The organism is Nocardiopsis dassonvillei subsp. dassonvillei DSM 43111 (assembly GCF_000092985.1).
In the GTDB taxonomy this organism is placed as follows: Bacteria; Actinomycetota; Actinomycetes; order Streptosporangiales; family Streptosporangiaceae; genus Nocardiopsis; species Nocardiopsis dassonvillei.
The window spans coordinates 3,150,236-3,168,364 of record NC_014210.1 but is presented as its reverse complement, the minus strand read 5'-3'; the positions used below and the strand labels follow the sequence as shown (position 1 = coordinate 3,168,364).

Here is an 18,129-nt window from a genome sequence, read left to right as displayed (position 1 = left end):
AGCGGGTGTGGCACGGGTCACTCCCTCCGGCCTTGAGTGTGACGCGACGTCGGGGAGTGGACTCGGGCGTGCACGAACCCGTCGACCACGAGGAACCGCCATATGACCGCTCCGTCGAAGCTGATCACCGTCGAGGAGTTCTTCGGCCCGCCCGTCCGCAGCCGGGCCCTTCTGTCACCCGACGGCACGAGGGTCGCCTACCTCGCTCCCTGGCGCGGTCGGCTCAACGTGTTCGTCCGCGACCCGGACTCGGACTGGACCGCCCCCGACCAGGTACACGAGGCCGACGCCCCGGGCGTCCGGCGCGTCACCTCCGACACCCGGCGCAACATCGACGCCTTCTTCTGGACCGCCGACGGCCGCTACCTGCTGTTCCAGCAGGACACCGACGGCGACGAGAACTGGCACCTGCACCGCGTGGACCCGAACCGGCCCGACGAGCCCGCGGTCGACCTGACCCCCTTCGAGGGCGTGCGGCTGCTCGGCGCGCAACTCCCGCCGGACCGCCCCGGCACCGCCTTCGTACAGCTCAACATGCGCCGTCCCGACCTGGCCGACCTGTTCGAGCTCGACCTGGAGACCGGCCGCCTGACCACCGCCGCGGAGAACCCCGGCGACGTCCTCTCCTGGCTGCGCACCCCGGACCGGCTGCTGGCGTTCACCATGGAGGAGGGAGGCGACCACGTGCTGTCGGAGCACACCGAGGGCGCACGGCGCGCGATCGCGCGGTTCCCCGGCACCGACGCCCTCTTCGGCATCCTCCCGGCTGTGCTCACCCCGGACGGGAACGGACTGTGGATCGGTTCGTCGCGGGGTTCCGACCGCACCCGCCTGGTCCGGCTCGACCTGGAGACCGGCGAGCAGGCCGGCGTGGACAGCCACCCCGTGTTCGACCTGGACACCCCGCGCCCCGAGGCCGACCCGCGTTTCCCGTCCTCGCTGATCCTGCACCCGGGAACCGGGGACCTGCTCGGCGCCCGCTATCTCGGCACCCGTCAGGAGATCCACGCGCTCGACCCGCGCTTCGCCGAGGTCCTGCCGCGGCTGGCCGAGCTGTCCGACGGCGACCTGGCCCACGTCTCCTGCGACACCGCGGCGCGGCGCTGGGTGGTGGACTTCACCCACGACCGCGACCCCGGCGTCACCTGGTTCTACGACCACGCCACGGGACGGGCGCGCCGCCTCTTCCGGCCCTTCCCCCACCTGGACCCGGCCGAGTTGGCCCCGGTCACCCCGGTCACCGTCAGCGCCCGCGACGGCCTGACCCTGCCCTGCCACCTCACCCTGCCGGTCGGGGTCGAACCGCGCGACCTGCCGACCGTGCTGCTGGTGCACGGCGGACCGTGGTACCGCGACAGCTGGTGCTACGACCCGGAGGTGCAACTCCTGGCCAACCGCGGTTACGCGGTGCTGCAGGTCGACTTCCGCGGCTCCACCGGCTACGGCAAGGCCCACACACAGGCCGCGATCGGCCAGTTCGCCGGGCGCATGCACGACGACCTGATCGACGCCCTCGACTGGGCGGTCGAACAGGGCTACACCGACCCGGACCGGGTGGCGGTCTACGGCTGCTCCTACGGCGGTTACGCGGCGCTGGTCGGAGCGGCGTTCACCCCGGACAGGTTCGCCGCCGCGGTCAGCTACACCGGAATGTCCGACCTGGTCGACCTCGTCGAGTCGGTCGTCCCGTTCGCCCGCCGTACCGTCGAGAACAGCTACCTGCGCTACATCGGCGACCCGGACGACCCCCGCCAGAGGGCCGACATGCTCGCCCGCTCGCCCATCAGCCGGGTCGACGACATCACCGCGCCGGTTCTGCTGATCCACGGCGCCAACGACGTCCGCGTCCACCGGCGCAACTCCGACCGGGTCTTCGACGCGCTCCGCTCCCGCGGCGCCGAGGTCGAGTACCTGCTGAACGAGACCGAGGGCCACTGGTTCACCAACCCGGACAGCAACATCGAGTTGTACGGGAGGCTGGAGCGCTTCCTGGCCCGCCACCTGGGCGGGCGGTCCGCGACCGGGTCCTGACCCGCGGCGACCTGCCGACGGCGTCCAGCCGCACGGACGCCCGAGGCCGCGGGGTGCGGACACGTGTACGCGTCGCGGCGGACCCGGGGGAGCCCCCTCCCTCGTGAACGGGTGGGCGCCGACCCGCTCCCGGGGCCGGGCGAGAGGCCGGTGGGAGCTGGGCCGGGCGCCCACCTGTTCGGTCGGGGGCGTGGTGACCGCGCGTCCCGAGGCGGCAGGGTGTGATCTGTCCGTCGTGCCCCGGGCCCGCGCGGTCGCTTGCGATGCTATTTGAAAACGATAATCGTTTTCTATAGAAACGCGAGTGTGCTGGGTCACTCGAAGAAGGGCTGTGGAGGGTACGGGGACGTCCGTTCCGGGGGGAACACCGAGGTCGGCAGGGTCCGCGCCCGCGGGCCGGTCGCGGTGTCCCCGCTCGGCGGGCCGTCCTGATCCCACACGGCTCGGCCCACCGGGGAGATCGCCGTTGTCATCGACCGTGACGCGCTTCCGCGCCGCGAGAGCCGACAGGGCCGCTTGGGAGGCGCCGACGTCCGGGGGGGCTTCGGCGGCCCGCCCAGGGCCTGCGAGTTTGCTGCTCCGGCAAAACTCTTTGTCCGGAATCACGGGCGTCGGTGAGCATCGCCCCATGACACATGACGCTCAGGACCCCACCTCACCCAGCGCCGAGTTCTGGGAACCGCTGCACCGGTCGGCCGAGACCGTCACGGCGCCCCCGCCCAACGTCCGGCTCACCGAGCTGGTGCGCGACCTCGAACTGGCGCCGGGCCGCGCCTGCGATCTCGGCTCCGGCCGAGGCGGAGACGCCCGGTGGCTGGCCTCCCTGGGCTGGCACGTCACCGCGACCGAGGTCTCGGCCACGGCGGTCGCGCGCATCGCCGACATGGCCGCCGCGCAGGGCCTGGACCGCCTGCGCGCCGAGCGGCACGACCTGTCCCGTTCGCTGCCCGCCGGACCGTTCGACCTGGTCTACGCCTGCTACTTCCACAGCCCGGTGGCGTTCGGCCGGGAGGACGTCCTGCGCCGCGCCGCGCGGCAGGTGGCGGTCGGCGGACGCCTGATACTCGTCGACCACGCGTCCACCGCGCCCTGGTCCTGGCGCTTCGGGGACGAGGAGCCCACGTTCCCCACGCCGGAGGAGACCCTTGTCACACTGATGCTCGGGGACGGCTGGACCACCGAACGCTGCGAGAGCGCCGAACGGGTGGCCAACGGCCCCGACGGCACGACGGCCGGTGTCACGGACAACGTGATCGTGGTCCGCCGCCACTCCGCCTGACGGTCCCGCAATCCGGGGTGCCCGTGGGGAAGCGGGCGTTCCGGATGGTTTGTCCCGTTTCTTCCGGAGTCGCGTTTTCGGGTTCCGTCCGGGGCCCCGCGCCCTGGAGGGGGCGCCCGCGGGATGCCGTGGGCGCCCCCTCGGCCGTCACGCAGCGGAGTACGGGCTGGTGGTGGAGGCGCTGTAGCCTACCGGCATGAATCTGAAAATCATTATCAGAACCGTGGGGGTCGTGTCGGCTCTCACCCTGACCGGGTGCGCGGCGGCACCCGCCTCCGAGACCGACTCCGCGGCGGCCGCGGGCGAGGGCACGACCTCCTACCCCCTCAGCATCCAGAATTGCGACACCGAGGTGACCGTCGAGCAGGCCCCCGAGCGCGCGGTCTCGCTGAACCAGTCGGCCACCGAGATCATGGTCCAGCTCGGCCTCGCCGACCGCATGGCGGGCACCTCGTACGAGACCGACCCCGTTCCCAGCGACATCGCCGACGCCTACGAGAGCATCCCCCTGCTCACGGACGGCCTGCTCAAGCACGAGACCCTCCTCGAAGCGCAGCCCGACTTCGTCTACTCGTCCTTCGCCTCGTTCCTCACCGCCGAGAACGCCGGTGAGCGCGCCGAACTGCACGAGCTCGGCGTCCCGACCTACCTGAGCGAGTTCGACTGCACCTACCACGAGGCCGTCGAGGGCGGCGCGACCTTCGAGATGCTCTTCGACGAGATCGAGACGATCGCCCGGATCTTCGACGTGCCCGACGCGGGCGAAGAGCTCGTCGCCGAGCAGCGGGCCGTGGTCGAGGAGGGACTCCAGGCCGCCGAACAGATCGAGGGCACGCCCAGCCTGGTCTGGTTCTACTCCACCGCGTCGTCCTCCTCCACTCCGTCGGTCGCCGGACCCGGCGGGCTCCCGCAGACCGTGACCGAGATGCTCGGCGCCGAGAACGCCTTCGGCGACGCCTCCACCAAATGGCCGGAGGTCAGCTGGGACGAGGTCGCCGAGCGCGACCCCGACGTGCTCGTGCTCGCCGACCTGAGCCGCGGATACCCCGGCGACACGGCCGAGGAGAAGATCGAGTTCCTCAAGAACGACCCCCTGACCTCGACCATGGACGCCGTCGTCAACGACCGCTTCATCGTCGTCCCCGGGCAGCACATGGACCCGTCGGTCCACAGCGTGCAGGCCGTCCCGACCATCGCGCAGGGCCTCATCGACATGGAGATCGAGTGATGACGACCACGACCACGAACACCCTCGAAGGGAACGCCCTCGAACGGCTCATCGGTGACTGGGACGCCCAGCAGGCGGCCTACATCACCCACCGCGAGCAGAGGTTCGAGATCATGCTCGACGTCATCGCGCGGACCTGCGCCTCCTCGGACGCGTTCGGGGCCGACGGGACCGGCATGACCGTTCTCGACCTGGCGTGCGGCCCCGGCAGCCTCTCCCAGCGCGTCCTCGACCGGTTCCCGGGCGCCCGGGTGATCGGGGTCGACTACGACCCGGTGCTGCTCGCGATCGCGGGCTCATGGCTCGGTCAGCGCCACGGTTCACGCTTCACGCCGGTCGACGTCGACCTCGCCGCACCCGGCTGGAGGGCCCGACTGCCCGAGGGGCCGGTGCACGTGGCCGTCTCCTCGACCGCGCTCCACTGGCTGGAGCCGGCCCAGCTCGTCGCCGTCTACGACGCCCTGGGCGCCCTGCTCCCCGCCGACGGCGTCTTCATGAACGCCGACCACCTGCGCTACGACCCGCGCTCGCAGCCGTTCCTCACCGGGGCGGCGGCCGCCGACGACGAACGCACCCAGCGTGACGCGCACTCGCGGGGTGTGCGGACCTGGGACGAGTGGTGGTCGGACGCCGTCGCGCACGACGCGTTCGGACAGCACCACGCCGAGCGCGAGCGCCGCTTCGCCGACCGCCCGCCCACACCGCACGCACCGCTCGAACTGCACCTGCAGGCGCTCAGTACCGCCGGATTCGCCGAAACCGGGGTCATCTGGCGGTACTACGACGATGTCGTGGTGTTCGCGCTGAGATGACCAGACTCACCGACCCTTCGCGGACCGGTCCGCCCGACGCGGACGCTCTCCCCGACGCCGACCCGCTGGCGGCGCGGGCGGCGGCGGGCGGCGCCGAGGTCCCTCCCGAACGCACACCGGGCAGGCTGCGCTCGTCCCTCGTCGTCGCCGCCTTCGTCCTCGCGCTGTGCGTGACGATCGTCGTCGCGGCCTTCGTCGGCACGGCGAACATCGGGGCGCTCGACGTGCTCGGGATCATCCTGCGCAACATCGGGCTGGGCGCCCTCGCCCCCGTCCCGGCGGCGCCGCCGCTCATCGACGCCCTCATCTGGGAGTCGCGTCTGCCGCGCGTGCTCCTGGCCGCCGTGGTCGGTCTCGGGCTCTCGGTCTCGGGCGCGGTGCTGCAGTCGATCACCCGCAACCCGCTCGCCGAACCGTACCTGCTCGGGGTCTCCTCGGGGGCGTCCACCGGGGCGGTCGCGATCATGGTGCTCGGGCTCGGCTCGGGCGCGGTGACCCTCTCCACGGGCGCCTTCGCCGGGGCGCTGGCCGCCTTCGCGATCGTGCTGGTCCTCATCGGGGGCGGACGCGTCTCCAACCCCGCCCGCGTGGTGCTCACCGGTGTGCTGGTGTCGCAGTTCTTCTCCGCGATCACCTCGCTCGTGCTGATGCTCGACGGTGACGCGGACGCCACCCGGGGCTTCACGTACTGGCTGCTCGGCTCGCTCGGAGGCGCACGCTGGGAGCCGCTGCTCGTGGCGTCTGCCGTCATCGTGCTCGGCGCCGTCGGCTGCCTGTTCTTCGCCCCGGCCCTGGACGCGTTCACCTTCGGCTGGGACACCGCCTCCTCGCTCGGGATCAACGTGACCCTGGCACGGGTGACGCTCATGGTCCTCACCGCGCTCGTCACGGCGGCGGCCGTCGCGGCCTCCGGGGCGATCGGGTTCATCGGGCTGCTCGTACCGCACGTCGTGCGTCTGCTGGCGGGGCCCGCGCACCGCCTGCTGCTCCCCCTCAGCGGGCTCGGGGGCGCGATTTTCCTGGTGTGGGTCGACACCTTCGCCCGCTCGGCGTTCTCGCCGCACGAGATCCCGGTGGGAGTGATCACGGCGCTGCTCGGCGCACCGGTGTTCGCGGTCGTCCTGGGAAGGGCGGCCCGGCAATGACGGCACTGGAGGCGAACGGCATCACGTGGTCGGTCGACAGGACACGCATCCTCGACGGGGTCTCGATCCGGGCGCGCTCCAACGGGGTGCTCGCCGTGCTCGGGCCCAACGGGGCGGGCAAGACCTCACTGCTGCGCATCCTGGCGGGGCTCCGGCGTCCAGACGCCGGAACGGTGCTCCTGGGCGGGGAACCGGTCCGCTCCCTGCCCCGGCGCGCGGTCGCCCGGCGGGTGGCCATCGTGGAACAGTCACCCGAGGTGCACACCGACATCACCGTCGACGACGCCGTGGCGCTCGGCAGGACGCCCTACCGCGGCACCTTCGCCGGGCTGGACGGCGAGGACCGTGCCGCGATCGAACAGGCGCTCGCCCTCACCGGGATGCGCGCCTACCGGTCGCGGTCGTGGCGGACGCTCTCCGGCGGTGAGCGACAGCGCGCCCAGCTGGCCCGCGCGCTCGCGCAGCAACCGGAGGTGATCGTGCTGGACGAGCCGACCAACCACCTCGACATCCGCTACCAGCTCGACGTCCTCACCCTGCTGCGATCGCTCGACATGACGGTGGTGACCGCCCTGCACGACCTCAACCTGGCCGCACGCTACTGCGACCGGGTCGCTGTCCTGCACGCCGGGCGGATCGCGGCGACGGGCACGCCCGCCGCCGTGCTGACACCCGAGCTCGTCCGTTCCGTCTACGGGGTCGAAGCCGTCGTCGACACCTCCCCGCACACGGGAGCGCCGGTCGTGACCTACCTGGGCGGCGTGTCCGGACGCTCGACACCGGTGCCCGATCCCGGGCCGCACCGCCGGCGGCAGACGGAGTGAGCCGCTTCGCGCGGCCTCGCGCGGCCGTGTGTGCGGGGCCTGCTCCTCGCCCGCCAGGCGGGCAGCGACCGTCGGCGGGACGGCGCGGGCGGCCCCGGCCGGGGCCCGGCTCCGTGACCTGAGCCGCGCACACCGGAAGAGAACGGGAGGGTCCCGGGCTCCGCGCACGCGGGGGCGACGGGACCTTCCCCGTTCGCGTTCCGCGGCGCACGGTGTCCCCGATCCGCCAGCCGTGTTCCCCGGGTCGGCTCTTCGCCGTCGTCCGGTCGGTCCGGGCTGGCGGATTCACCCGCGGGGCGTCTCCGTGCGGGGATCGGCCACCAGGTCGCGCAGGTCGCGCAGGTTGCCCTCCAGGAACCGTGCCAGCGAGTCCGGGAGCAGGCTGATGCTCCGAAGGGCTGTATCCGTACTGGGGAGGACGACGGTCTCGTAGGTTCCCCGCGTCGGGTCGGAGAACTCCGGCCCGGTACGGCTGGAGGGGTCCATCTCCGTCAACCGGGCGACGAACACGTGCTGGACGAGGGTCCCCTCGGGGCGTTCGTCGGTGAGGACCACGACCTCGCGCACCCGGTCGACGCGTCCGCCGAGCTCCTCGAAGACCTCGCGATGCAGGGCCGCCTCCACGCTATCGTCCTCCGGCTCGACACCGCCCCCGGCCGTGGTCCAGTAGGGGGCGCGGCCCGGGCGGGTCCGCTTGATGAGCACCAGCCGCCCCTGCCGGTCGAACAGGATCGCTCGGGCCTTCTGCTTGATGATCTCGGGCATGTCCGTGATCCTGCCCTGGTCGGAGCCGGTCGTCCCGGTGGACGAGGGAACTCTGTCCCGGAGGCGACCCGGTCCGGGGCCGGGGGTCCTGGCCGCGCCGGGGGGATTCCTTGGAACCGGGGCTCTGCGCGCCTTCCCGGACCCGGGCGGTGTCACGCAGACCGGGGCCGTCCGGGGACCGGAACGTCGGTGGGCGCCCGTACCCTCCTTGACGCGCGGGCGGCGATGCCCGCCTCCCCTCCGACCGACCCCCACCCCCTCACCGCTGGGAACCCGATGACCGGACACACGACCCCTCTGGCCTTCTCCACCGAGCGCCGACGCGTCGGCGCTCGGGAGTGGACGCGAACCCCCCGGCTCAGCGTCCTCATCGAACCGGGGGAGCCGGTCGCACCGGCCCGGATCGGCTGGCGCGACTGCGAGGGCGGCGAGGCCGTGGCCGTGTTCGACCCCCGTATGGACGCGTTCACCGGTACACGCGTCACCCTCGACGGGGTCCAGTACGAGTGGCGGGGGACCCGTCTGGACGAACCCCCCGAACGTCCCGGCCACCGGTTCCGGATCCAGGGCGGCGGCCGGGAGCTACGCCTGCTCGTCGAGGACGGAGGACCCCCGCTCGCGCGGGTCGACTGGGCCGACCGCGAGGGCGGAGGAGGCACGGTGCTGCTGCGCGCCGTCGAACTGGACCCGACCCAGAGCCTCGGCGCGGAGGGCCTCACACGCATGGTGTGCTCGGTGCGGGCGGGAGACGAGTACACCGAGGTGGGCGATGTGGCCCTCAACCTGCTCGACTTCGCCGCCACGAAGTGGCGGTCACGGCGTCGCGCCGACCGGCTGGACTTCACCATGTCCGAACCCGTCACCGTCCGGCACTACGTGCTGGACTCCGCTGGCGACTCCCCCGACCGCGACCCCGCGGACTGGTCCCTGCTGGGGTCTTCGGACGGGCGGGAGTGGACCCTCCTCGACGCCCGGTCCGGTGAGTCCTTCCCCGCCCGCCGTCTGGCGCGCGACTTCACCGTCACCGGCCCCGGCGCGGACACGCCCTGGCGGTACCTGCGGCTGGAGGTCACCCGCAACGCGGGTGCGGACCAGACCCAGCTCAACCGGGTGCGTTTCTTCGCCGAGGACCGCGCCTACGAGGCCTTCCACGGGCTGCGCCACACGGCGCGGAGCGGTCCGGAAACGTTCATGGGCCTGGCGGTCTCCCCGGAGGGCGGGGACGCGCCCGCGCTGCCGGTGACCGTCGAGGAGTGGCGGACCTACCTCACCGAGTACAGCGCCGACATGCTGCGCGTCGCCGAGGCCGAAGGGGAGGAGGTGGGTGGGGAGGAGCGGACCTCGTCCTGGTTCGGCAACGAGGGCGCCCCGGAGGAGCGGATCGCGGCTGTGGAGGAGCGCCTGGGCCGTCGGCTGCCGCCGAGCTACCGCTCCTTCCTCGCCGCGTCCGACGGCTGGGGGAGGATGGGGGCGTTCGTCTACGGGATGAGCTCCACCGCCGAACTGGAGTGGGACAGCCTTGCGAACATGATCGGTCTGGACGAGGAGGACCTGGAGGACGAGGACGAGGGGCTGGTCGGCCCGCTGATGTGTGTGGCCTACGACACCGACGCCCAGTTCTGGTTCCTGGACGCGGGCGATGCCTCCCCGGACGGGGAGTGGGCGGCCTACATCTGGGCGAGCTGGTACCCCGGTCTGGGCGACCGGCACCGCTCCTTCGCCTCGCTCGTCCACGCCGAGCGCGTCTCCTTCGAGGAGCTCAACGCTGGCAAGGGGCGCCCCGTTCGGGTCCGGTGACGCGGAGGGACCGCTGGAGCCGGGGCGCCGTGAGGCGCTGGCCGGAAACGCGGACCTCGCGCTCACGGCCTTCGATCGGGCCAGGACCCGGGGGGCCAAGCTCCGCGCACGCGGAGGTGAACCGTGTCGTGATGTCCAGCGGGTAGTTGTCCGGCCCCAAGCTCCGCGCACGCGGAGGACCATGCGCAACGCCAACTCCCGGCTCAGGCACCGCCCACCGCCGTCATGGGGCCCTGACTGCCATGGCGGCGGTGGGCCATCAGGCCCCTGAGTGCTCTCCGCTCAGTCGGCGTTGAACGCCTTCTCGACAGTCAGCGTGTCCTCGTACAGGTGCATGCGGACGATCCGGTTGTCCTCGACCCTCAGGTGTATGGCCGCCGGTGTGGTGAACTCCTTCCCAGTGGCCGCGACGGTGTGCGTCCAAACCGCCAGTAGTACGACGTCGCCACCGTCGACGATGACGCGCTCCAGCACGACCTCGCTCTTACCGTGCACGAAGTGCGGCCACATCGTGGTGAAGTACGGCGCGACCTCCTCCCGGCGGGTACGGCGCCCGGCCCAGGAGAACGTGTCACTGCCGGGGACGTGCCAGTCGATCTCCTCGGCGAAGAGTTCCTGGATGCCGTCGGGGTCCTGCCTGCCGAGGCGCTCCACGAACTTCTCGGCCACGGTCCGCGAGGCCTGTGTGTCTGTTGTCATCGTCCTTGTCCTTCGTCTTTTCGTTCGTATGAGGCGTGCCGGTCGGGCCTCAGCACTGGAACAGGAAGTGTTTGCCGTTCAGCGCTCCGCCGAGCGGCATGAGCGCCCCGCCTTCGCGCAGCGTGCCGAGATCGACCGGCGCGAACCCGGATTCGGTCAGCAGCCGTGTGAAGCGGTCCTGGTGTCCAGCTGTCACACGGAACTCTCCGATCTCCTGATGTAACAATTTTTGTTACATCGTTGAGTGGGGGATGCGACCCCCCTTGCCCAGGGGGAGCCGACGGTCCCGGGTCAGGCGGCGTTCAAGACGTCCCGCAGTACGTCCTCCAGCGTGGTCTTGGCCAGCTCTCCGCGCAGGGCCGCCTCCACGCCGTCGTACACGGCGGTCATCGCCGGTCCGATGCCGTGGCCCACGACGCACTCGGGGTCCGGTGTCGCGCGATGCAGGGCGAAGACCGGTCCCGGTTCGATCGCCTGGTAGACGTCGAGCAGGGTGATCGCCGCCAGGTCCCGCGCGAGCATCCAGCCCGCCCCCGCCCCCCGCCGTGAATCGGCCAGGCCGGCCTTGTTCAGCTTGGCCAGCAGGCGGCGGATCACCACCGGGTTGGTGTTGACGCTCGTCGCGATCTGCTCGGAGGTGGCGACCTCGTGTCCGCGCCGCTGATACAGCCCGATCCATGTCAGGGCGTGCGCCGCGATGGTCAGCCTGCTGTTGGCGCTCACGTCGGACTCCGCCTCCCCCACCCCTCGGTTCTAGTCGTAACTATAAGGGTTACAACCGCATGCGGCAAATTCTGCGGGGCTGGCCGAACCGACCTCGTCAGCTCGCCTGGAGCGTGTGCGGAATGGTTTCGGGCGGCCAGCACCAGACACGGCGCAGTCGTCCGCCCTTACCCGTGCAGGCGTTCCGACGCCGACAGGACCTCGCCGTCGGGGTCCTCCACCATCTCCTTCGCCTCACTGGTGAAGGAGAGCACCGCGTTGAACAGCTCCATGGCGTCCTCGGTCCGGCCGGAACGCTCCAGTTCCTGTACGGCGTCCACGGCGCTGTGCACCGCCCGGGCGTACTCGGCCGCCTGTTCGCAGGGAACCGGTTCGGTGACGTGCAGGGCGCCCTCGAACAAGGTCCGCAGCGCCTCGGGGCTCCCGGACGCCACCGCTGCCCGTGCCTCCAGGGCCAGGGTCAGCCCGGGGGAGCGGTCCGCCTCCTCCAGCAGCAGCTCCAACAACCGTTCGCGGTCCAGGGTGTGCAGGTAGGAGGAGACATCGGGTACGGAGGACGCGGTCCCGCCGTGCTCGCGTTCGTACAGGTGCACCAGCCCCACCGCGACCACGTGCTTGCAGCAGTCGCCCTCCTCGGCCCAGGGGCAGTCGCAGCGCCAGGAGAAGGCTCCCTCGGCGGTGAGCCGTACCCGGTAGCGCCGCTGTCCGCGGACGGTGGCGCGCACGGTCTTCGCGTCCCGGCGTAGCCCCGACACCCGTCCGAGGTGGTCCAGGCCGCGGTCGAAGGACTTTCTGCCAGCCAGTTCCAACAGCAGATCGCGGGAGAGCTCAGGCATGGGCCCAGTCAAGCGGAGCGGCACGGAAAGCGCCGGGGCGAAGTGGAAATCCCCGTTCGTCCGGGTCCCCGGTGTGGGCGAGGGCGTCCAGCGATGAGTTCCCGCACGGTAGCCTTCCCGTGGCCCGGACGAGCGCTCCGGCCCCGGCGGGAACGCCCCGGCGTCCGGCGCCGGAGCCCCACCGCACCGGCCGGGCGTCCGTTCGTCCGAAGACCCGAGAGCGAGACCGGTTGTACGCAGGCACCTTCTCCATCGTCGCCCACGACGTCGCCACCGGAACGTGCGGTGTCGCGGTCAGCAGCCGCTTCCCGGCGATCGGCGCGCTGTCGGTGTTCGCGCACGCGGAGGCGGGGGCGGTCGCCACACAGGCGCTGATCAACCCGCTGCTGGGCGCTGACGCCCTGGAGCTGCTGCGGTCCCACTCCGCCGAGGAGGCGCTGCGCCGGGTCCTGGACGCCGACCCCGACGCCGACTCGCGACAGGTCGCCGTGGTCGACCGGGAGGGACGCGCCGCCGCGCACACCGGCGCGCAGGCGCACCCGTGGTGCGGCCACAGGGTGGGGGACGGGTACGCGGTGGCGGGCAACATCCTGACCGGCGCCGACACGCTCGACGCGATGGCCGAGCGGTTCGAGGCCGGCGCCGGGGAGCGGATGGACCGGCGGCTGCTGGGCGCCCTGGAGGCGGGGCAGGCGGCCGGCGGCGACCGGCGCGGCAGACAGAGCGCCGCGCTGTACGTGCATACCGGCCACCCCTACCCCCACCTGGACCTGAGGGTGGACGAGCACCCCGACCCGGTGGCCGAGCTGCGCCGGATCCACGGGGTCGCCGAGCGGGAGCTGCTGCCGTTCGTGGAGGCCATGCCCACGCGCGCGCACCCCGCGGGCCGCTTCGAACGCCTGCTGGACACCGGCGACCGCTGAGCCCGCCGCCTGCGGCCACGATCTTCCACCGCCGTGGGAAGCGTGCCGGCGGCCGACCGGGGCGGCAGCGGCGCGGCGCCCCGCAGCGGTGACGGGTTCAGGAGCGGCGGCCGTCTCCGGCTCATCCGTCCGCGGAGCCCCGGGCGAACCGCCGCGCGAGGCCCTGCACCGCCCCGTAGTCCGGGACGCCCTCGGGGAGGGGAAGGCCCGACGCCACCGCCTCGGCCGCCGCCAGGGCCCCGTGCAGGGCGGCGCGGAAGAGCAGTGAACCGCAGCTCACGCGCCGCACGCCCAGGTCTGCGAGGACCCGCAGCGGCGGGCCGTCGGGGGAGTGGAGGATGTTGAGCGGCACACGCAGCGCGGCGGCCAGGGCGGCGATCTCCTCCTCGTCGCGCAGGCCGGGCACGAACACCCCGTCGGCTCCGGCCTCCTCGTAGGCGGCGGCCCGGTCGGCGGTCTGTTCCGCGTGGCCGGGCAGCCAGCGGGTGTCGGTGCGCGCGTTGAGGAACAGCGTCGGCGCCGCCTCCCTGACCGCGCGGATCACCGCCCGCTGGTGTCCGGTGTCGGCGAGCCCGCCGTCCGCGAGGCCGTCCTCCAGGTTGATTCCGGCGATCCCCGTCCGCTTCAGTTCGGCGGCCAGCGCGGCGACCCGTGCCGGTGACGCGCTGAAGCCGCCCTCGACGTCCACGCTGACCGGCACGTCCAGCCGGGACAGGCCGCGGGCGAGCCGTAGCGTCTCCTCGCGCGCGAGCCCTCGGGCGTCGGGCAGCCCGGCCGCCGCGGCCACACCCAGGCTGGTGGTCCCCACGGCGCGGAACCCCGCGGCGGCCAGGGCGGCGGCCGACGCGTGGTCCCAGGCGTTGGGCAGCAGCAGGGGAGCGCCCCGCAGGTGCAGGGCGCGGAAACGCTCGCCGGGGCTCTCCGGTTCTGTCGGGAGGTCGGCGCCGGAGGGCGGAGGCGGGCGGTCGTGGTCGGCGGATCCGCTGCCGGGTGCTGTTCGGGAAGCCATACGGCGACGCTAGGGCCGCGTCGTTTCGGTCGCCGCCGAAGCGACGGGACGGCACCGGCCGAACCCTGATGGCCGCAGATCCCGCCGCGGGTCAGGCGGTGCCGGGGTGGATGGTGAAGACCCGGTTCAGACCGACCATGCTCATGATGCGCAGGGTGTTGGCGGGGACGGCGAGCAGGGCTATGTCGGCCCCGGCCGCCAGGGCGTGCTGACGGGCGGCCAGCAGGGCGCTGATACCGCTGGAGTCGCAGAAGTCCAGGCCGGACAGGTCGATGGACAGGCACTGGCCGGACTCCAGGGCCAGGAGCCGGACCTCGTGGCGCAGGGTCGAGGCGTGGTCGTAGTCCAGCGAACCGGTCACGTCCAGGACGGGACCCGTCGCGCTGTCTCGGCGGGTGACGGTCAGGGTGCTCATCGTGGACCGCTCATCGTGTGGTGTCCGGTTCCGGACGGGGCGGTGGAGGGCGGGGCGGGGACGCCGAGCGCGAGGAGGGCGGTGTCGTCCTCCAAGCCCTCGCCGAAACCCTCCAGCAGTTCGGCCAGCGCGTCGACGACGCCGTGGGCCGTGGAGGGGGCGTGCCGCGCGACGAAGGAGAGCAGGGCCTCCTCGCCGTACATCGTGTCGGGTCCGGCGCCGGTGCGGGCCTCGGTCAGGCCGTCGGTGTAGAGCACGAAGGTGTCGCCGGGGGCGAGGGCGGTCTCGACGGTGGCGAAGTGGGCGTCGGGCAGCACGCCGACGAGCATCCCGCCGGGGGCGAACAGGAACTCGGCCCGGCCGTCCCCGCGCAGGGCCAGCGCCGGGGGGTGGCCGCCGAAGGCCAGGCGGGCACGGACGTGCCCGGCGTCGCCGTCGGGTTCGAGGACACCGAAGACGGCGGTGCAGTAGCGGGGGTCGCCGTTGTCGGCGTAGCGCTCCAGGAGGGCGGTGTTCAGCGTGCCCAGGGCGTCCGCGGGTTCGGACGAGTGCAGGGCGGTGGTGCGCAGGACGTAACGGGCCTGGGAGGTCAGGGTCGCGGCCTCGGGCCCCTTGCCGCTCACGTCGCCGAGGAAGAACGCCCAGCACCCGTCACCGAGCGGGAAGAGGTCGTAGAAGTCGCCGCCCAGCCGGTAGGGGGAGGCGGTGTGGTAGTAGGCGGCGGCCTCCATGCCCGGAACGTCGGGCAGGGTGTCGGGCAGCAGGGCCCTCTGGAGGATGACGAGCGCCTCTCCCAGGCGCGCCCGGTCCGCCTCGGCCCGCCGGTGCGCCTCCTCGGCCTCGGCGCGGGCCCGTTCGGCCTCCTCGCGGGCCCGTTCTGCCTCGGCGCGGGCCTGCTCCGCCTCCCTGCGGCGGCGCAGCAGCTCCTCCTCGTAGGAGCGGCGGTCGGTGGCGTCGAAGACGGTGGTGCGGACCAGCAGCGGCTGGCCCCCGCCGTCGCGCTTGACGGTGGAGGAGACCAGCACGGGAAGGCGGCCGCCGTCGGAGGCCCGCATCTCCAGGGCGATGCCGTTGACCTCGCCCCGCAGGTGCAGCAGGGGCGCGAAGTGCGTCTCGTGGTAGAGCCTGCCGCCCACGGTGAGCAGGTCGGTGAAGCGCATGCGGCCCACCACGGCGGCGCGCTCCAGGCCGAGCCACCTCAGCAGCGTCGCGTTGATCCTGGCGACCGTGCCGTCCATGAGCGTGGACAGGTAGCCGCACGGCGCGGACTCGTAGAGTTCCTCGGCGCTGTCCTCCAGCAGCGCGCTGAGGGCCGCGTCGGTGGCGGAGCCGTTGCCGGCCCCGGGAGGCCCCGTCTCCCCGCTCATCCGGCGTCCCGGAGGGACTCCAGGAACTCCAGCAGCGCCGCCGCGGTGGCCCGCGGCGCGCTCAGCTGCGGGCAGTGGCCGGTGGCGTCCAGGGTGACCAGCGTGGAGGAGGGGATCGCGGCGTGGACGAAGGCGCCCACCTCGGGCGGGGCGATGGCGTCCTGGGCGCACTCCAGGACCAGGGTGGGGACCTCCACGCCCTTCAGGTCCTCGCGGTTGTCGGACAGGAAGGTGGTGCGGGCGAAGACCCGGGCGATGTCGGGGTCGGCGGCGCAGAAGCTGGTGGTCAGCTCCTGTCCCAGTTCGGGCCGCTCGGGGTTGCCCATGATCACCGGTGCCATCGCCGACGACCAGCCCAGGTAGTTCGACTCCAGCGAGGCCAGCAGTTCGTCGATGTCGGCCGCGGTGAAGCCGCCTCGGTAGCCCTCGTCGTCGATGTAGCGGGGGGAGGGGGTCACCATCGCCAGCGCCCGGATCCGCTCCGGCAGCGCCCGCGCGGCCAGGACGCCGACCATGGCGCTGACCGAGTGCCCCACGAACACCGCCCGTTCCAGGTCGAGGGCCTCGCAGACCTCGGCCGCGTCCTGGGCGTAGCCCTCCAGGGAGGAGTACCTGTCCTCGCTCCAGGCGGAGGCGTCCGACCCCCCGGAGCCGACGTAGTCGAACAGCACCACCCGGTACCGCTCGGCCAGGGCCGGGACGACCAGGCGCCACAAGTTCTGGTCACAGCCGAACCCGTGGGCCAGCACGACCGTCGGCCCGTCGGCCGCACCGGTGACGGTGACGTTGTTCCTGCGCAGGATGTCCATGTCGACCGCCCTTTTCCTCACGCCGGCCCGTACCAGAACGGTACTCGATCCCATGGGGTGTTTCCGGTGCCGAAACGGACGTGTCCGTCATCTCCTCAGGCGGTACGGACAGGGACGGCCGGGTCGGAGTGGCCCCGGTTTCCCCCGGTTTTTCCGGATCACGGCCCCGCGTCGGCCCGGACGCCCGGGGAACGGGCGGTCACGGTCCCTCCCCGCCCTCCCGCTCCCGCGGACCGGGGGGACGCGCGTCGCCCCCGTCGCCCTCGGAGACCGGGGCCACCGGATCCGGGGAGGGTTTCCCGCCCTTCCCGTCCTCCTCGGCGTCGGAGAGCAGGGGGTGCTCGGCCACCTCGTAGCGCCGGATGTAGGTCCCCAGGAACGCCTGCATGCTCGCGCCCATCGGCAGCGCGAGCAGCGCGCCGGGCGCCCCCAGGATGGCCACGCCCGCCAGGACCGAGCCGAACGCCACCGCCGGGTGCATGTCCAGGGTCCTGGCGGTGATGCGCGGCTGGAGCAGGTAGTTCTCGAACTGCTGGTAGACGACGATGAACACCAGCACCCACACGGCGGGCCAGATGCCCTCCATCAGCGCCACGAGCACCGGGACGACCCCGCCGATGTAGGTGCCCACGGTGGGGATGAACTGCGACAGCACGCCCACCCACAGCGCCAGGGCGAACGCGAAGGGGATGTCCAGCGCGACCAGCACCACGTAGTGCGCGCCCGAGCAGACCAGGGCCAGCAGCGCACGGGAGTAGAGGTAACCGCCCGTCTTGGTGATCGCGATCTCCCAGGCCCGCAGCACCTCGCGCTGGGTGCGCGGCGGCAGGACCGAGCAGATCACGCGGCGGAAGCGCGGGCCGTCGGCGCACAGGTAGAAGGTGAAGAGCGCGATCGTCAGCGCGTTGAACAGCAGCGCCAGGACGGTCGTCCCGGCGCCCCAGACGTTGTTGGCGATACCGGAGGCGTACTGCTCGATCAGCCCGCTGGCGCTGGAGATCTCGTTGAGCAGGGTGGTGGGGGAGTAGGAGGTGTCGAACGTGGTGTTGACCCAGGCCAGCGCGGCGCGGATCATCGCGGGGATCTCGGAGACGAAGGCCAGGATCTGGCCGACCAGCATCGACCCGAGCAGACTGAGGAACACCACGGTCAGCGCCAGTACCAGCAGCATCACCAGCCCGGTGGCGGGCCCGCGCGGCCAGCGGTGCCGGTGGAGCCAGTTGACCGCCGGTTCCAGCGCCAGGGCGAGGAACAGCGAGATCAGCAGCAGCATGATGAGGCTCTGCAACCGGACGAACAGCCACAGGGTGAGGCCGAACGCGGTGACCAGCCACAGGGCCAGCAGCATGGCCCGGGGGAGCCAGCGCGGCATGCCGCCGCCGCGGTCGGGGCGCGCGGACCCGGGCGGTGTGGTGCTCGTGTGCAAGCCGGTTCTTCCTCACTGTGTGCGGCCGCGCGACGGGGCTC

General features: G+C 72.5%; 18 protein-coding genes. 8 read left to right on the top strand and 10 right to left on the bottom strand.

Annotated features, from left to right (window positions below):
• Nucleotides 1-102: 102 nt before the first annotated feature.
• The 6 genes from NDAS_RS13125 (at nt 103) to NDAS_RS13100 (ending at nt 7,319) form a co-directional block, all read left to right on the top strand.
• Nucleotides 103-2,031: a S9 family peptidase gene (locus NDAS_RS13125; protein WP_013153682.1), complete on the top strand. Its 1,929-nt coding sequence runs from the start codon at nt 103-105 to the stop codon at nt 2,029-2,031.
• 628 nt (nt 2,032-2,659) lie between these two features.
• Entirely contained in the window at nt 2,660-3,310 is a 651-nt protein-coding gene (locus NDAS_RS13120; protein WP_013153681.1) for a class I SAM-dependent methyltransferase, read from the top strand.
• Nucleotides 3,311-3,506: 196 nt separating this feature from the next.
• Nucleotides 3,507-4,538: an ABC transporter substrate-binding protein gene (locus tag NDAS_RS13115; RefSeq protein ID WP_013153680.1), complete on the top strand. Its 1,032-nt coding sequence runs from the start codon at nt 3,507-3,509 to the stop codon at nt 4,536-4,538.
• A complete protein-coding gene (locus tag NDAS_RS13110; protein ID WP_013153679.1) occupies nt 4,538-5,350 on the top strand; it encodes a class I SAM-dependent methyltransferase in 813 nt (270 codons plus the stop codon). Before NDAS_RS13115 ends, NDAS_RS13110 begins: the two co-directional genes overlap by 1 nt.
• Entirely contained in the window at nt 5,347-6,495 is a 1,149-nt protein-coding gene (locus NDAS_RS13105) for a FecCD family ABC transporter permease (protein WP_013153678.1), read from the top strand. Before NDAS_RS13110 ends, NDAS_RS13105 begins: the two co-directional genes overlap by 4 nt.
• Complete coding sequence (locus NDAS_RS13100; protein ID WP_013153677.1) at nt 6,492-7,319, top strand: ABC transporter ATP-binding protein; 828 nt, start codon at nt 6,492-6,494, stop codon at nt 7,317-7,319. The genes NDAS_RS13105 and NDAS_RS13100 overlap by 4 nt, the downstream gene beginning before the upstream one ends.
• 285 nt (nt 7,320-7,604) lie before the next feature.
• Here the strand turns inward: NDAS_RS13100 and NDAS_RS13095 are convergent, their stop codons facing one another.
• Nucleotides 7,605-8,084, bottom strand: a complete 480-nt coding sequence (locus NDAS_RS13095; RefSeq protein WP_013153676.1) for an NUDIX domain-containing protein — start codon at nt 8,082-8,084, stop codon at nt 7,605-7,607.
• A gap of 276 nt (nt 8,085-8,360) precedes the next feature.
• Here NDAS_RS13095 and NDAS_RS13090 point away from each other — a divergent pair, with 276 nt between their 5' ends.
• Entirely contained in the window at nt 8,361-9,881 is a 1,521-nt protein-coding gene (locus NDAS_RS13090; RefSeq protein ID WP_013153675.1) for an SMI1/KNR4 family protein, read from the top strand.
• 282 nt (nt 9,882-10,163) lie between these two features.
• Here the strand turns inward: NDAS_RS13090 and NDAS_RS13085 are convergent, their stop codons facing one another.
• The 4 genes from NDAS_RS13085 to NDAS_RS13075 all read right to left on the bottom strand — a co-directional run bounded on the left by NDAS_RS13085 (nt 10,164) and on the right by NDAS_RS13075 (nt 12,139).
• Entirely contained in the window at nt 10,164-10,580 is a 417-nt protein-coding gene (locus tag NDAS_RS13085) for a nuclear transport factor 2 family protein (RefSeq protein ID WP_013153674.1), read from the bottom strand.
• 49 nt (nt 10,581-10,629) lie between these two features.
• Entirely contained in the window at nt 10,630-10,776 is a 147-nt protein-coding gene (locus NDAS_RS28610) for a hypothetical protein (RefSeq protein ID WP_013153673.1), read from the bottom strand.
• Nucleotides 10,777-10,871: 95 nt separating this feature from the next.
• Complete coding sequence (locus NDAS_RS13080) at nt 10,872-11,303, bottom strand: Rrf2 family transcriptional regulator (RefSeq protein WP_041553156.1); 432 nt, start codon at nt 11,301-11,303, stop codon at nt 10,872-10,874.
• A gap of 167 nt (nt 11,304-11,470) precedes the next feature.
• Nucleotides 11,471-12,139 (bottom strand): SWIM zinc finger family protein, encoded by a 669-nt coding sequence (locus NDAS_RS13075; protein ID WP_013153671.1) that lies wholly within the window; start codon nt 12,137-12,139, stop codon nt 11,471-11,473.
• A 230-nt stretch (nt 12,140-12,369) separates the two neighbouring features.
• On the opposite strand from NDAS_RS13075, the gene NDAS_RS13070 reads away from it, so the two are divergent.
• Entirely contained in the window at nt 12,370-13,062 is a 693-nt protein-coding gene (locus tag NDAS_RS13070) for a DUF1028 domain-containing protein (RefSeq protein ID WP_013153670.1), read from the top strand.
• Between the two features lie 121 nt (nt 13,063-13,183).
• Here the strand turns inward: NDAS_RS13070 and NDAS_RS13065 are convergent, their stop codons facing one another.
• The 5 genes from NDAS_RS13065 to NDAS_RS13045 form a co-directional block, all read right to left on the bottom strand.
• Nucleotides 13,184-14,071: an isocitrate lyase/PEP mutase family protein gene (locus NDAS_RS13065; protein WP_013153669.1), complete on the bottom strand. Its 888-nt coding sequence runs from the start codon at nt 14,069-14,071 to the stop codon at nt 13,184-13,186.
• A 91-nt stretch (nt 14,072-14,162) separates the two neighbouring features.
• Nucleotides 14,163-14,486, bottom strand: a complete 324-nt coding sequence (locus tag NDAS_RS13060) for an STAS domain-containing protein (protein ID WP_013153668.1) — start codon at nt 14,484-14,486, stop codon at nt 14,163-14,165.
• Nucleotides 14,483-15,853 carry a PP2C family protein-serine/threonine phosphatase gene (locus NDAS_RS13055; protein WP_013153667.1) on the bottom strand — a complete coding sequence of 457 codons (1,371 nt, stop codon included), beginning with the start codon at nt 15,851-15,853 and terminating at the stop codon, nt 14,483-14,485. Before NDAS_RS13055 ends, NDAS_RS13060 begins: the two co-directional genes overlap by 4 nt.
• A complete protein-coding gene (locus tag NDAS_RS13050) occupies nt 15,850-16,662 on the bottom strand; it encodes an alpha/beta fold hydrolase (RefSeq protein ID WP_041552750.1) in 813 nt (270 codons plus the stop codon). Before NDAS_RS13050 ends, NDAS_RS13055 begins: the two co-directional genes overlap by 4 nt.
• Before the next feature lie 199 nt (nt 16,663-16,861).
• Complete coding sequence (locus NDAS_RS13045; RefSeq protein WP_013153665.1) at nt 16,862-18,088, bottom strand: AI-2E family transporter; 1,227 nt, start codon at nt 18,086-18,088, stop codon at nt 16,862-16,864.
• Nucleotides 18,089-18,129 lie beyond the last annotated feature (41 nt).